Origin of the sequence: Parahoeflea olei, from assembly GCF_001703635.1 — a bacterium.
GTDB lineage: Bacteria > Pseudomonadota > Alphaproteobacteria > Rhizobiales > Rhizobiaceae > Hoeflea > Hoeflea olei.
On the sequence record NZ_LQZT01000049.1, the window covers coordinates 14781 to 27659 of the forward strand.

Annotated in this window: 13 protein-coding genes and 1 pseudogene; 10 read left to right on the forward strand and 4 right to left on the reverse strand. The window is 66.8% G+C overall.

Going from position 1 to position 12879, the window contains the following annotated elements; all coding sequences use genetic code 11:
* The first annotated feature begins 61 nt into the window (after positions 1–61).
* From AWJ14_RS19920 to AWJ14_RS19955, 8 genes and pseudogenes are all read left to right on the forward strand, one after another.
* On the forward strand, positions 62–856 hold the full coding sequence (locus AWJ14_RS19920; RefSeq protein WP_066183670.1) for a thymidylate synthase: 795 nt from the start codon (positions 62–64) through the stop codon (positions 854–856).
* A 5-nt stretch (positions 857–861) separates the two neighbouring features.
* A complete protein-coding gene (locus tag AWJ14_RS19925; RefSeq protein ID WP_066183672.1) occupies positions 862–1443 on the forward strand; it encodes a dihydrofolate reductase in 582 nt (193 codons plus the stop codon).
* 94 nt (positions 1444–1537) lie between these two features.
* Positions 1538–2643 (forward strand): annotated as a pseudogene (gene hflK / locus AWJ14_RS19930) (FtsH protease activity modulator HflK).
* Positions 2643–3602 carry a protease modulator HflC gene (gene hflC, locus AWJ14_RS19935; RefSeq protein ID WP_066183675.1) on the forward strand — a complete coding sequence of 320 codons (960 nt, stop codon included), beginning with the start codon at positions 2643–2645 and terminating at the stop codon, positions 3600–3602. Before hflK ends, hflC begins: the two are co-directional and overlap by 1 nt.
* 18 nt (positions 3603–3620) lie before the next feature.
* Positions 3621–3809, forward strand: a complete 189-nt coding sequence (locus AWJ14_RS19940; RefSeq protein ID WP_066183678.1) for a DUF2065 domain-containing protein — start codon at positions 3621–3623, stop codon at positions 3807–3809.
* Positions 3810–3912: 103 nt separating this feature from the next.
* Positions 3913–5388 carry a DegQ family serine endoprotease gene (locus AWJ14_RS19945; protein ID WP_066183680.1) on the forward strand — a complete coding sequence of 492 codons (1476 nt, stop codon included), beginning with the start codon at positions 3913–3915 and terminating at the stop codon, positions 5386–5388.
* A gap of 172 nt (positions 5389–5560) precedes the next feature.
* The gene (locus tag AWJ14_RS19950; protein ID WP_066183682.1) at positions 5561–5917 is read left to right on the forward strand and encodes a TA system antitoxin ParD family protein; all 357 of its coding nucleotides are present in this window, start codon (positions 5561–5563) and stop codon (positions 5915–5917) included.
* The gene (locus tag AWJ14_RS19955; protein WP_066183683.1) at positions 5914–6501 is read left to right on the forward strand and encodes an ATPase; all 588 of its coding nucleotides are present in this window, start codon (positions 5914–5916) and stop codon (positions 6499–6501) included. Before AWJ14_RS19950 ends, AWJ14_RS19955 begins: the two co-directional genes overlap by 4 nt.
* A 95-nt stretch (positions 6502–6596) precedes the next feature.
* Here the strand turns inward: AWJ14_RS19955 and AWJ14_RS19960 are convergent, their stop codons facing one another.
* Both AWJ14_RS19960 and serB read right to left on the reverse strand, forming a co-directional pair.
* Entirely contained in the window at positions 6597–7163 is a 567-nt protein-coding gene (locus AWJ14_RS19960) for a GNAT family N-acetyltransferase (RefSeq protein WP_066183685.1), read from the reverse strand.
* Complete coding sequence (gene serB / locus AWJ14_RS19965; protein WP_066183688.1) at positions 7160–8050, reverse strand: phosphoserine phosphatase SerB; 891 nt, start codon at positions 8048–8050, stop codon at positions 7160–7162. The genes AWJ14_RS19960 and serB overlap by 4 nt, the downstream gene beginning before the upstream one ends.
* Between serB and miaA the strand changes: the two genes are divergently transcribed.
* Both miaA and AWJ14_RS19975 read left to right on the forward strand, forming a co-directional pair.
* On the forward strand, positions 8049–8951 hold the full coding sequence (gene miaA / locus AWJ14_RS19970) for a tRNA (adenosine(37)-N6)-dimethylallyltransferase MiaA (RefSeq protein WP_066183692.1): 903 nt from the start codon (positions 8049–8051) through the stop codon (positions 8949–8951). The two genes, serB and miaA, sit on opposite strands and share 2 nt — an antisense overlap.
* A 97-nt stretch (positions 8952–9048) precedes the next feature.
* Positions 9049–9822, forward strand: a complete 774-nt coding sequence (locus tag AWJ14_RS19975) for a GGDEF domain-containing protein (protein ID WP_066183695.1) — start codon at positions 9049–9051, stop codon at positions 9820–9822.
* A 79-nt stretch (positions 9823–9901) separates the two neighbouring features.
* On the opposite strand, the gene AWJ14_RS19980 is transcribed toward AWJ14_RS19975, so the two are convergent.
* Both AWJ14_RS19980 and AWJ14_RS22915 read right to left on the reverse strand, forming a co-directional pair.
* The gene (locus AWJ14_RS19980) at positions 9902–11563 is read right to left on the reverse strand and encodes an alpha-glucosidase (RefSeq protein WP_066183698.1); all 1662 of its coding nucleotides are present in this window, start codon (positions 11561–11563) and stop codon (positions 9902–9904) included.
* 91 nt (positions 11564–11654) lie between these two features.
* Positions 11655–12879, reverse strand: a 1225-nt coding sequence (locus AWJ14_RS22915; protein ID WP_245304385.1) for an ATP-binding protein, incomplete at its 5' end; no start/stop codon positions are given.

Below are 12879 nucleotides of genomic sequence, written 5' to 3' on the forward strand. Positions count from 1 at the left end.
GTCGGATTTGCGTCCGGCATGGATTAGGATCGCCCCGACCTCGAATCACAAAGCGGCCCCCATGCAGCAATATCACGATCTCCTTCGCCTGGTCCTCGAGACCGGTACCGACCGCGACGACCGCACCGGCACCGGCACGCGCAGCGTTTTCGGCCACCAGATGCGGTTTCGCCTCGGTGAGGGCTTTCCCGTGCTCACCACCAAGAAGCTGCATCTCAGGTCGATCATCCACGAGCTTTTGTGGTTCCTCAAGGGCGACACCAACATCGCCTATCTCAAGCAGAACGGCGTTTCGATCTGGGACGAATGGGCCGACGAGAACGGCGATCTCGGACCGGTCTACGGCGCGCAGTGGCGTTCCTGGCCGGCGCCCGACGGCCACTCGATCGACCAGATCGCGGGTGTCGTGGCGCAGATCAGGACCAACCCGTCCTCGCGCCGGCACATCGTTACCGCCTGGAACCCGGCCGAGGTCGACAACATGGCGCTGCCGCCGTGCCACTGCCTGTTCCAGTTCTACGTGGCCGATGGCCGGCTCTCCTGCCAGCTCTACCAGCGCTCCGCCGACATCTTCCTGGGCGTGCCCTTCAACATCGCTTCCTATGCGCTGCTGACCATGATGGTGGCGCAGGTCACGGGGCTCGAGCCCGGCGATTTCGTCCACACGCTGGGCGACGCGCATCTTTACAACAACCATGTCGACCAGGCCCGCCTGCAGCTCGGCCGCGAGCCCCGCCCCTTGCCGACCATGCGGCTCAACCCGGAGGTCACCGACCTGTTCGCCTTCACCTATGACGATTTCAGCCTCGAAGGCTACGACCCCCATCCGGCGATCTCTGCGCCGATCGCGGTGTGAGCGCGATGGCGGCCAACCCGACCCCGGACGCAAAGATCGTGCTGGTCGCCGCGCTCGCGCGCAACCGGGTGATCGGCCGCGACGGCGACATGCCCTGGTGGCTGCCGTCGGACCTGAAGCATTTCAAGGCGGTGACGCTCGGCTCCCCGGTGATCATGGGCCGCAAGACCTATCTGTCGATCGGACGGCCGCTGCCGGGGCGCGTCAACATCGTGGTCTCGCGCTCCGGCTTTGCCGCCGACGGCGTGGAGGCCGCGGGCAGCCTCGGGGCGGCGCTCGATCTCGGTCGCCGGCATGCGGCCCAAACCGGCGCCGGCCAGGTCTGCGTGATCGGCGGCGGCGAGATCTACGCCCAGGCCATGGACCAGGCCGACGAGCTCTGGCTCACCGAAGTCGATGCCGAGATCGAGGGCGACACGGTGTTCCCCGAGATCGATTCGGCGAAGTGGCAGAGGCTGAGCCTGTCCGATCCCGTAAGGTCCGAAAAAGACAGCCATTCCGTCCGTTTCGCCGTCTGGCGCCGTCAGCCGCGACAATTCGACCGGAATAATGCCCAATCGGCCCCGGAACGCGCGATGCCGCGTTGAAAGCGCGGGATACCATACCTATAACGTCATCAACGCGCGCGCCGGGGAAGGTCTGTTCCCGGTGCGGCACAACACGGTTTGAAAAGAGGTCTTGATGCCCTGGAGCAATCAGAACGGAGGCGGCGGCGGCCCATGGGGCGGCGGCGGAGGCGGAGGAAACAATCAGGGGCCGTGGGGCAAGGGACCGCAACCGCCACGCGGTGGCGGCAATCCGCCCGACCTTGAGGAACTGATCCGGCGCGGCCAGGACAAGCTGCGCGAAGTGCTGCCCGGCGGTGGCGGCGGTTCGGGCTCCGGCAGCACCAAGCTGGTCGCGGGCCTGGTCGTGCTCGGCCTCGTCGGCCTCTGGCTGACCCAGTCGATCTACACCGTCCAGCCGGACGAGCGCGGCGGTTCGGCAAGCCCAAGGAAGAGATCTCCCAGCCCGGTCTGCACATGATCTTCTGGCCCTTCGAAACCGTCGAGATGGCCACCATCGTCGAGCGCGAAATGAGCACCGGTGGGTCCTCGCGCGCAGGTTCGAGCGACGGGCTGATGCTGTCGGGCGACCAGAACATCGTCGATGTGGAGTTCAAGCTGCTTTACACCGTCTCCGATCCGAAGGCGTTCCTGTTCAATCTGGCCCGGCCCGAGGACACGCTGCGCCAGGTCGCCGAAAGCGCGATGCGCGAAGTGGTCGGCCGCCGTCCGGCGCAGGACATCTTCCGCGACAACCGCGAGGCGATCGCGGCGGAAGTGCAGACCATCATCCAGTCCGGCATGGACGCCTTCCCCGCCGGCATTGCCATCAACCAGGTCTCGATCGAGGACGCGGCGCCGCCGCGCGAAGTGGCCGACGCGTTCGACGAGGTGCAGCGCGCCGAGCAGGACGAGGACCGCTTCGTCGAGGAAGCCAACCAGTACGCCAACCAGAAACTCGGCCAGGCCCGCGGTGAAGGCGCCCGGCTTCGCGAAGAAGCCTCCGCCTACAAGGATCGCGTCGTCAACGAGGCGACCGGTGAAGCCGGCCGTTTCCTCTCGGTCTACGAAGAATATGCCAAGGCGCCGGAGGTGACCCGGTCGCGTCTCTATCTCGAGACCCTGGAAAAGGTCTTGGGCGGATCCGACAAGGTCATCATCGAACAGGACGGCAACGGCGCCGGCGTGGTGCCCTACCTGCCGCTGCCTGAAGTGCGCAAGAATGCGGGAGGCAACAACTAATGGGTAATCGTCTTCCACTTATCATCGGCCTGCTGGCCGTCATCGTCTTCCTGGTCTGGTCCTCGGTTTTCGTCGTCAACGAACGCGAGCAGGCCATCGTCGTCCGCTTCGGTGAAATCCAGGACGTCAAGACCGAGCCGGGGCTCTATTTCAAGCTGCCCTTCGCCTTCATCGACGCCGACACCGTGCAGTATGTCGAGGACCGCGTGCTGCGCTTCGACCTCGAGGACATCCGTGTCCAGGTCTCGGGCGGCAAGTTCTACGAAGTCGATGCCTTCGTGCTCTACAAGATCGCCGATGCCCGCCGGTTCCGCCAGACGGTGTCGGGCGACCTGGTCGCCGCCGAATCCCGGCTGCGCACGCGTCTGAACTCGGCGCTGCGTACCGTCTACGGTCTGCGCGGCTTCGAGTCGGCCCTGTCGGAAGAGCGCACCTCGATGATGCGCGAAGTGCGCGACCAGCTGCGTCCCGAAGCCGAATCGCTCGGCCTGCGGATCGATGACGTGCGCATCCGTCGGACCGACCTCACGCAGGAAGTCTCGCAGCAGACCTTCGAACGCATGAAGGCCGAACGTTTGGCCGAGGCCGAGCTGATCCGCGCCCGCGGCAACGAGGCGGCGCAGCGTATCCGCGCCATCGCCGACCGCCAGGTCGTCGAGATCGTCTCGGAAGCCACCCGCGATTCGGAAATCATCCGAGGCGAGGGCGACGGTGAACGCAACCGGATCTTCGCCGAGGCCTTCTCGCGCGATCCGGAATTCTTCGAGTTCTACCGCTCGATGAACGCCTACAGCCAGTCGCTGGCCGACACCGGCACCACCATGGTGCTGGCGCCGTCCTCGGACTTCTTCCGCTACTTCAACTCGGCCGCCCCCGCGATCGGGGCGACGCAGCCGGCTTCGCCCGCTGCCGGCGCGACGACCGCTCCGGCGGCCGGTGCCGCCGCACCGGCGAACTAAGGCGGGAGATGATCGCCGGTGAGCACTTTCTTTCTGGCGGTCGGACTTGTGCTTGTTGTGGAGGGGCTGGCCTATGCGCTGGCCCCTTCCTTTATCCGCCGCATGGCGGAGCAATTGCCCCGGCTCGGCGACGAGCACCTGCGCCTGTTCGGGGTGGTCGCGCTCGCGCTCGGCGTCGGCGCGGTCTATCTGGCGCGGCATCTTTAGGGCGCCGGTGGCCGGTGCCGCATCGGTGACTGGACCTGAAACAATTGCGCCATATTTTAGGGTCACATCCTGACCTTGCCCTGTCGTTCAAGGAGACCGTCTCATGAGGAACATTCGCTTACGCGCAGTCAGGACGGCCTTTGCCGCGGCCATGCTTCTGGCCGCGCCCGCAGCCCAGCCGGCTTTGGCGCAATCCAACAGCGGACCCGCCTCTGTGGCCGACCTTGCCGAGGGGCTGCTCGATGCGGTGGTCAATATCTCGACCTCGCAGAATGTCGGCGGCGAAGGCCGCACCCAGCCGCGCATGCAGGCGCCCGAAGGCTCGCCCTTCCAGGATTTCTTCGACGAATTCTTCCGTGACAAGGACGGGCAGGGGCCGCGCAACCGCAAGGTCTCCTCGCTCGGCTCCGGCTTCGTGATCGATGCCAAGGAAGGCATCATCGTCACCAACAACCACGTCATCGACGGCGCCGACGACATCGAGGTCAATTTCGCCGACGGTTCCAAGCTCAAGGCCGAGCTGGTCGGCGCCGACACCAAGACCGATCTGGCCGTGCTCAAGGTCACGCCGGTCAAGCCGCTCACCGAAGTGCCGCTCGGCGATTCCGAATCCATGCGCATCGGCGACTGGGTGATGGCGATCGGCAATCCCTTCGGCCTCGGCGGCACGGTGACCGTCGGCATCATCTCGGCGCGCGGCCGCGACATCAATTCCGGCCCCTATGACAATTTCATCCAGACCGACGCCGCCATCAACCGCGGCAATTCGGGCGGGCCGCTGTTCAACATGAATGGCGAGGTGATCGGCATCAACACCGCCATCATTTCGCCCTCGGGCGGCTCCATCGGCATCGGCTTCGCCGTGCCCACCGAGCTTGCGCTCAACGTCATCAACCAGTTGCGCGAATTCGGCGAAACCCGGCGCGGCTGGCTCGGCGTGCGCATCCAGCCGGTGACCGAGGACATCGCCGAAAGCCTCGGCATGGCCGACGCCAAGGGCGCGCTGGTGGCCGGCGTGATCCGCGGCGGCCCGGTCGACGACGGCTCGATCAAGGCCGGCGACGTGATCATCCGCTTCGACGGCCGCGAGGTCGACGAGATGCGCGACCTGCCGCGCGTGGTCGCCGAAAGCCCGGTCGGCAAGGCCGTCGACGTGGTGGTCATCCGCGACGGCAAGGAGCAAACCGTCCAGGTGACGCTGGGCCGGCTCGAGGACGGCGATGACGCGGGCGACGAGACCACGGGCGACGACGGCGGTCCAGTCGGCGAAGCGCCGCAGACGCTGAGCGTGCTCGGCATGACGCTCGCCGAACTCGGCGACGACAGCCGCCAGGAGTTCCAGATCGCCGAGGATGTCGAGGGCGTGGTGATCACCGCCGTCGACCCCGACTCCACCGCCGCGGAAAAGCGCATCGAGCCCGGCGATGTGATCGTCGAGATCGCCCAGGAGTCGGTCAAGACGCCGCAGGAGGTGCAGGAGCGGATCGCGGCGCTCAAGCAGGACGGCCGCCGCAACGCGCTGCTGATGCTTGCAGGCCCGACCGGCGAGCTGCGCTTCGTCACCGTCCGCATGGACTGATCCGCGGGCAACAGGCGGGATTGCGGGGGCGGCTTTCGGGCCGCCCTTTTCGTTTCGCAGGGAAAGCGTCCGGGTTTTGCAGGCGCTCCGGATCCGGCTCGGGCAGAGCGCGCGCATTCCCTTGAGCTTGGGGTGGCATTTTGCTACCTTTGGCTCGGAAAGGGAGCTCGATATGGCGCAATCCGTGAAGCTTGGCGATGACATCATGGCGCTGGTCCGCCGCGAAGCAGAACTGCACAGCCGCTCGACTGCCGGCCAGATCACCCATTGGCTGAAGATCGGCCGGGCAATCGAACACTCCGGCCGGTTCGATCATGCGCGCATCACCGCCGCACTCGAAGGCAAGCTCGATACGACGCAGCTGGGGGAGGAAGAGGAGGCTGCCTGGCTCGATGGTTTCGTCGAGAGGATGGCGCAACCTTCGGACTCTGAGAACGCCTTTCACGCCCGGCGTCAGGCGCTCGGTCGGGGCGTCGGGCTCGATGCGGGCGGCAACCTCGTCCATGCCAAAGAGGGTGATGCCCCTTGAGGCCAAGCCTCGTTGTGCTGGCCGGGCCGAATGGCGCCGGAAAATCCACGCTGTATGAGACCCGCGTCGCTCCCGCCTTCGCGGGTCCTTTCGTCAATGCGGACATGATCCAGCGCGACGAGCTTCGGGATCCGTCGATGCAGGCATCCTACCGGGCCGCCCGGATGGCCGATGAGCGGCGGGCGGAACTCCTGAAGGCGGGCCGCAGCTTTGCCACCGAAACCGTTTTCTCGCACGCTTCAAAGCTCGACCTCATCGCAACGGCCCGGGCGCAGGGATACCTCGTTGTCGTGCTGCATGTGGGCGTCGGCAGCGCCGATCTGTCGGTGGCGCGTGTGAACTTCTGCGCCGGGGAAGGCGGGCATGCCGTACCCGAGGAGAAGATCCGCGCCCGGTATGAGCGCGGGCAACCGCTGATCCGCGAGGCGGTGTTGCGGGCGGACCGGGGCATGGTTTTCGACAATTCGGGTCTCAACAGGCCGCCGCGGCAGATGCTTGTCTTTGCCCGTGGACGCCTTGTCACCGCTGCGCCGCTCCTGCCCGAGTGGATCCTGAAAGCCTATGCCGCCGATCTTCTGGTCTGACCGCGCCCGTGCGCTCCATCCCGGGGCCGCTCGCGGCAAGATATCCGGGCACTGCTCCGTTGCCCTGGCCCCGGCAGGATCGGGCTGACCGCGGTCTACGGGCGCGGGTCGCCGGCAAACATCTCGTAGAGCGCATGGCGCTTGAGATGCGGATGGGTGTCGGGAACCCCGGGATGGTCGAAGTCGAGATCCGGCCGGGCGGTCATGCCGATGCGGCGCATCACCGCGGTCGAGGCGTGGTTGTCGCGGACGGCAAAGGCGACGATGCGCTCGAGCCCCAGGTCGTCGAACCCATGCGCCAGCAGCGCGCGGGCGGCCTCGCTCGCAAGCCCCTTGCCCCAGGCCTCGGGCACGAAGCGCCAGCCGATCTCGACGCCCGGGCAGATCGCCTCTTCGTTGTGAATCTTCGCAAGCCCCGTGAAGCCGAGCGGCGTGCCGGTGTCGCGGTCCTCGGCCAGCGCCCAGCCGAGGCCGTCCTCCGCGATGCGGGCGCGGACCATCTCGAACACCGCGTCCGCCTCCGCGCGGCTGCGCCGGAACGGGAAGAAGGTCATGATCGCGTCTTCGGAATTGACCCGGTGGAAGAACCGGCGGTCGTCCTCGGTGTCGCGCCAGTGCCGGATCCGGAGCCGTTCGGTTTCGAGCGTCGCAGCCTGTTTCATGACGTCACGAAATCGGTCCGGCGGTAGCCTTGCAGATAGAGAAGCGAGGTCAGGTCGCCATGGTCGATGCGGATATCGGCCTGGGCCGCCACCGAGGGCTTGGCGTGCAGCGCCACGCCGGTGCCGGCAAGCCCGAGCATGCCGAGATCGTTGGCGCCGTCGCCGACGGCGATCGCGTCCGCGGGATCGAGCCCGAGCCGGGCGGCGATGTCCTCGAGCGCATCGACCTTGGCCTGCTTGCCGAGGATCGGCTCGCGCACCACGCCGGTGAGCAGCCCGGCCTCGCTTTCGAGAATGTTGGCGCGGTTTTCGTCAAAGCCGATCATGCCGGCCACTACCGAGGTGAAGGCGGTGAAACCGCCGGAAACGAGCGCGGTGTAATGGCCCTGGCCGCGCATGGTCGCCACCAGCTCCCGGCCGCCCGGCGTCAGCGTGATGCGGCTGTCGATCACCTGCCGGATCACGGCTTCGGACAGGCCCTTGAGCAGGCCGACCCGTTCCCGAAGCGCGGGCTCGAAGGCGATCTCGCCGTTCATGGCGCGCGCGGTGATCGCCGAGACCTTCTCCTTGAGCCCGACTTCGGCGGCCAGTTCGTCGATGCATTCCTGCCCGATCATGGTCGAATCCATGTCGGCGATCAAAATCTTCTTGCGCCGGGTTTCGGCCACCTGCACGGCGGCGTCGATCGGGGCGTCGCCGATCAGCGCACGCAGCGCGGCGAGCGCGGCTGCGGCATCGGTGCCGTCCTTGAGCGCGATATCGCAGGCGATTCCGTCGGCGAGCCAGTACAGGCCGCTGCCGTCGACAGCGCGGCACGCCGCCTCTCCGAGCGCTGGCGTGAGAACGGGATTTGACGGATTGGCGACAAGCGTGGCAACGAGGGCCATGGAACACGAACTCCGGCGACAAGATATCTCGGCCGTCCTGATAGCCGGGCCGACCGCCAGCGGCAAGTCCGCGCTGGCGCTGAAACTGGCGCGCGATCTCGGCGGCGAGATCGTCAATGCCGATTCGATGCAGGTCTATGGCGTGCTGGAGATCCTGACCGCGCGGCCGCGCGGCGCGGACCTCCAACAGGTGCCGCATCATCTCTACGGCCATGTCCCGCCCGACACCGCCTATTCGACCGGCATCTGGCTCGATCAGGCCCGCGCGGCAATCGGCGAGATCCGCGCCCGGGGCGCGCTTCCGGTGGTGGTTGGCGGCACCGGGCTCTATTTCCGCGCGCTCACCGGCGGGCTTTCGGACATGCCGGCGATCCCCGATGCCTTGCGCGCCCAACTCCGCACCCGGCTCGAAAGCGAGGGCGTTGCGGCCCTGCATGCCGAGCTTGCCCGGCTCGATCCGCCGATGGCGGAGCGGTTGCGGCCGGCCGACCGGCAGCGCATCCTGCGCGCGCTCGAAGTGGTGCGCGCCACCGGCCGTTCGATCAGCACGTTTCAGGGGCGCGGCGGCGCGGCGGTGATCGAGGCCGACACGGCGCACTGCATCGTGCTCGATCCCGACCGGCCGGCGCTGCACGCCCGCATCAACGCCCGTTTCGCGCAGATGATCGACGAGGGCGCGCTTGACGAGGTCAGGGCGCTGCTTGCGCTGGCCGTTCCGCCGCAGCATCCGGCGATGAAGGCGATCGGCGTGAACCATCTCGCGCGTTATCTCGCCGGCGAGTATTCGCTCGCCGATGCCGTCGATCTGGCAAGCGCTGCAACCCGGCAATATGCAAAACGCCAGTTGACCTGGTTCCGCAACCAGCTCGATGCGCGCTGGCAGCGTGTAACGCCGTCCTGAACCTGCGGCACTACCTGCAAAGCGAGACATTGCGTTAAAGTAAACATAACCGCTTGCCGATATATTAGGTCCTCGTGATCAAACACACCGGGATCGCATGCGTTTTCACAAGGCCGAACTGTTCTTCTTCCTTTTGATGGGGCTTGTCGGTCTCGGCGGCGCCTTCTCCTGGCTTGCCTATTCGGCGGCCACGGGTGGAGCGGTCGTGGGCGGCGTGGACACGGCCGGAAAATTCGCCTTCATGGCGGCCGTGCTGGCGGCGCTGTCGGTGGTCTGCGGCCTGTTCCTGATCTTCCCGATCATGTCGCGCGGCCTGCGCGAACGCGGCAAGCTGCAGAAGATGACGGAATCGCTCTCGATCCGGTCGCAGTCGCTCGAGCACGCCGCCGTCACCGATGGCCTGACCGGCATGTACAATCGCCGCTATTTCGACGATGCGCTGACCGAATATCTGGCCGCCTTCGGCCGCATCGACAAGCCGATCGGCATGGCCATTCTCGATCTCGACCATTTCAAGGCCATCAATGACAGCCATGGGCACGATGTCGGCGACGAGGTGCTGCGCCAGGTCGCCGATTGCCTGCAGATCTTCACGCGATACCACGACGTGGTGGCGCGCCTGGGCGGCGAGGAATTCGCGATCCTGTCGCCCAATATCACCGAACGCCAGCTCTACAACCTGTCGGACCGGATCCGGCAGGCCGTTGCCGAACTCAATATTCGCAACGGCAATGTCACGCTCAAGGTGACGGTGAGCGCCGGGCTGGCGATCTGGAACGGTTCCGAAAGCGGCGAGGAACTCTACCGCCGCGCCGACAAGCAGCTTTACGAAGCCAAGCGCCAGGGCCGCAACCGCGTCTGCGCGGCCTGAGCCAGGGATTCCGTTCGCAGGTTCCTCCATGGCACTGGCAGGCCCCGGGCAGGGGGCTGCCAGCGCCATGAACCGGGCGTCACGGCGCGGCGGCGGACCCTTGCTTGAAAAGCACGGCGAAGGATTCGTAGGGCGCAAGCCGCAGATGCGCTTCGAGCCGGTCGCGGGGCCCGTGGCTCGCGACCAGGCATTCGCCGTTGCCGGCCAGGTCCGCATCGAGCACGAAATCCCGTGGCGTGCCGCTGAAATTGGCGACCACGGCCAGGCGCTCGCCGTCGTGGTCGCGGACATAGGCGAAGACCGCCTCATCCTCTGCGCCAACCATCCGGAAACTGCCGTGCACGACCACCGGCAGCGTCTTCCTGAGCGCGATCAGGCACCGGTAATGGGCGAAGATCCCGTCCGGGTCGGCGCGGTCGGCGGCGACGTTGATCTCCGTGTGATTGGCATTGACCTCGATCCAGGGCGTGCCGGTGGTGAACCCGGCCTGTTCGCCGGCGCTCCACTGCATCGGGGTGCGGGCATTGTCGCGGCCATTGGCATTGGCCCCGGCAATGAAGTCTTCAGGCGCGGTGCCCGCGGCGATGGCGTCGGCGTAGTTTCCGAGCGTCTCGACGTCGCGGAACTGGTCGATGCGGGAAAAGGCGGTGTTGGTCATGCCGATCTCCTCGCCCTGATAGACGAAGGGCGTGCCCTTCATCAGGTGCATCACGGTCGCCAGCATCTTGGCCGAGGCAACCCGGTAGAGACCGTCGTCGCCATATTTCGAGACCTGCCGCGGCAGGTCGTGGTTGGACAGGAACAGCGAATTCCAGCCGTCGTCGGCAAGCGCCTCCTGCCAGGCGCCGAGCACGCGCTTGAAGGCGACGAGGTCGAAGGGCTTGGGCTTCCACTTGCCGTAGACCGGGTCCCAGCCCTCGACCACATGGTTGAACTGGAACACCATGTCGAGTGCGCCCTCTTTGCCGCAGAAGGCAAGCGCGGTCCCGGTCGTCACGTTCCAGCTTTCGCCGACGGTCACCACATCGCGGCCGCCGAATGTCTCCGCCCGCATTTCGGCGAGATATCGGAACGTGTGCGGCCCGCCATCGTAGAAGCCGCGGTCGATGTCCTTGCCGATCAGGTCGATCACATCCATGCGGAAGCCGCCGATGCCGCGGTCGAGCCAGAAGCGCATCATCGCATAGATTTCGGCGCGCAGCGCGGGGTTGGCCCAGTTCAGGTCCGGCTGGGCGGGGCTGAACAGGTGCAGGTAGTAGCGTCCGACCTCGGGGACGAAGGTCCAGGCTGGCCCGCCGAAGAAGGATTTGCGCTCCGAGGGCGGCCCGCCATCCGCGCCGGGATCGCGCCAGATGTAATAGTCGTGCTCGGGCGCGTCGCGGCTCGCGCGCGCGGCCTGAAACCAGGCATGCGCCGAGGAGGTGTGGTTGACCACCAGATCCATGACGATGCGGATGCCGCGGCGCTTCGCTTCCGCGACCAGAGTGTCGAAATCCTCGAGCGTGCCGAAGTCGGGGGCGATGTCGCGATAATCGGCGATATCGTAGCCGTTGTCGGCCATCGGCGAGCGGTAGACCGGCGACAGCCAGATAAAGCCGATGCCGAGATCGGCGAGATGATCGAGTTTGGAGATGATGCCGGGGATGTCGCCGATGTCGTCGCCGTTCGAGTCGCAGAAGCTGCGCGGATAGATCTGGTAGCCGGTGGCGGTCTGCCACCATGGCGCTGTCGGGGAGGGCATGGGCGAACCTCTGCTTTGCAGTTCGGGGCGTCTCGCGCCTGTCTGCAGCCGAGGACACCGCGTCGGGCGGCGCAGGTCAAGGGGGCGGCCGCTAATCCTTGAGCAGCGACGACAGCGGCTTCTTGAGCAGGCTCGACCGCAGCGAGCTCAATTCATGCCGGGGATGTGCCGTCCCGGGAGCGCCATAAGCCTCGCCGGGGCCGCGATCCGGCGCGGGCGCGGGCGCGTAAGCGGAGGGGGCGGGCGCGGCGGCGGCATGGTCGCCGGCGCCGGGTCCCGGCACGCGCGGGGCATAGGGGTCCTGGTCGGTGAAGCGGCGGCGCGGCGGCGCCATGCCGAATTCGGGGACCGGATCGATCGACGGCAGTTGCTCTGTCTGCGGCACGCCCGACAGGGGGCCGGGCACCGGCGATCTCGCGGTCTCGTCGATATGGCGCATGCGCATGACGATCTTGCGCAGGTCGACGCCGCCGGGATCGCCGCGCCGGACCGGCTGCAGGCCGGCATTGGCGCGCGGCAGCACATCGTCGGAGACCCGTTCGAACATCATGCGCATCGGCACCGGAACCGCTTCGCCGAAGGCGATCGCCTCGCCATTGCCGATCGAGGACAGGAAGCTCATCGTCGAGGCCGAGGAGTCCGGGATCGCCGAGCGGATGATCTCCTGGTCGTGGTCGTTCGACAGCCGCATGGCGAACACGGTCGAGCACTGCGACAGGATGGTGGGGTCGAGTTCGCCGGGCCGCTGCGTGATCATGCCCAGGCTGACGCCATATTTGCGGCCTTCCTTGGCGATCCGCGAAATCGCCTGCCGGGTCGGGAAGAAGCCGAGTTCGGGGTCGGCGGGGACATAGCGGTGGGCCTCTTCGCACACCACCAGGATGCGCACGCCGCCGGCGCTCCACAGCGCGATCTCGAAGGCCATCCGGCACAGGATCGAGGCCACCGAATTGACCACTTCCGAGGGAATGCCCGAGAGCTGGAAGGTGGTCACGGGCTTACCGTCGCCGGGAATGCGGAAAATGTGGCTGATGGTCTGCAGGATGGTGTCGTGGATCGTGTTCGAGGAGAACATGAACTCGTAGCGCGGGTCGTTGATGGCGGCCTGGATGCGCACCTTGAGCGACCGCAGATGCGGCTTGTCGGCGCGGCCCTCGAGCTTGCCGATGCGCTCGTCGATCAGCGCCATCAGGTCGGCGATGCGGTAGGGGACCGGCGTGTCGGAGGTCAGCGACGACTTTTCCGGGCCGCGGCGGATCAGCGCCGTGTCGGTCGAGCCCTTGAACATCCGCTTCGCTTCCGGGATCAGGTCGCGC

Excerpts from the sequence above, each read along its gene's own strand:
- AWJ14_RS19920 (WP_066183670.1), top strand. The coding sequence starts at position 62 with ATGCAGCAATATCACGATCTCCTTCGCCTGGTCCTCGAGACCGGTACC.
- AWJ14_RS19925 (WP_066183672.1), top strand. The coding sequence starts at position 862 with ATGGCGGCCAACCCGACCCCGGACGCAAAGATCGTGCTGGTCGCCGCG.
- hflC (WP_066183675.1), top strand. The coding sequence starts at position 2,643 with ATGGGTAATCGTCTTCCACTTATCATCGGCCTGCTGGCCGTCATCGTC.
- AWJ14_RS19945 (WP_066183680.1), top strand. The coding sequence starts at position 3,913 with ATGAGGAACATTCGCTTACGCGCAGTCAGGACGGCCTTTGCCGCGGCC.
- AWJ14_RS19950 (WP_066183682.1), top strand. The coding sequence starts at position 5,561 with ATGGCGCAATCCGTGAAGCTTGGCGATGACATCATGGCGCTGGTCCGC.
- AWJ14_RS19960 (WP_066183685.1), bottom strand. The coding sequence starts at position 7,163 with ATGAAACAGGCTGCGACGCTCGAAACCGAACGGCTCCGGATCCGGCAC.
- miaA (WP_066183692.1), top strand. The coding sequence starts at position 8,049 with ATGGAACACGAACTCCGGCGACAAGATATCTCGGCCGTCCTGATAGCC.
- serB (WP_066183688.1), bottom strand. The coding sequence starts at position 8,050 with ATGGCCCTCGTTGCCACGCTTGTCGCCAATCCGTCAAATCCCGTTCTC.
- AWJ14_RS19975 (WP_066183695.1), top strand. The coding sequence starts at position 9,049 with ATGCGTTTTCACAAGGCCGAACTGTTCTTCTTCCTTTTGATGGGGCTT.
- AWJ14_RS19980 (WP_066183698.1), bottom strand. The coding sequence starts at position 11,563 with ATGCCCTCCCCGACAGCGCCATGGTGGCAGACCGCCACCGGCTACCAG.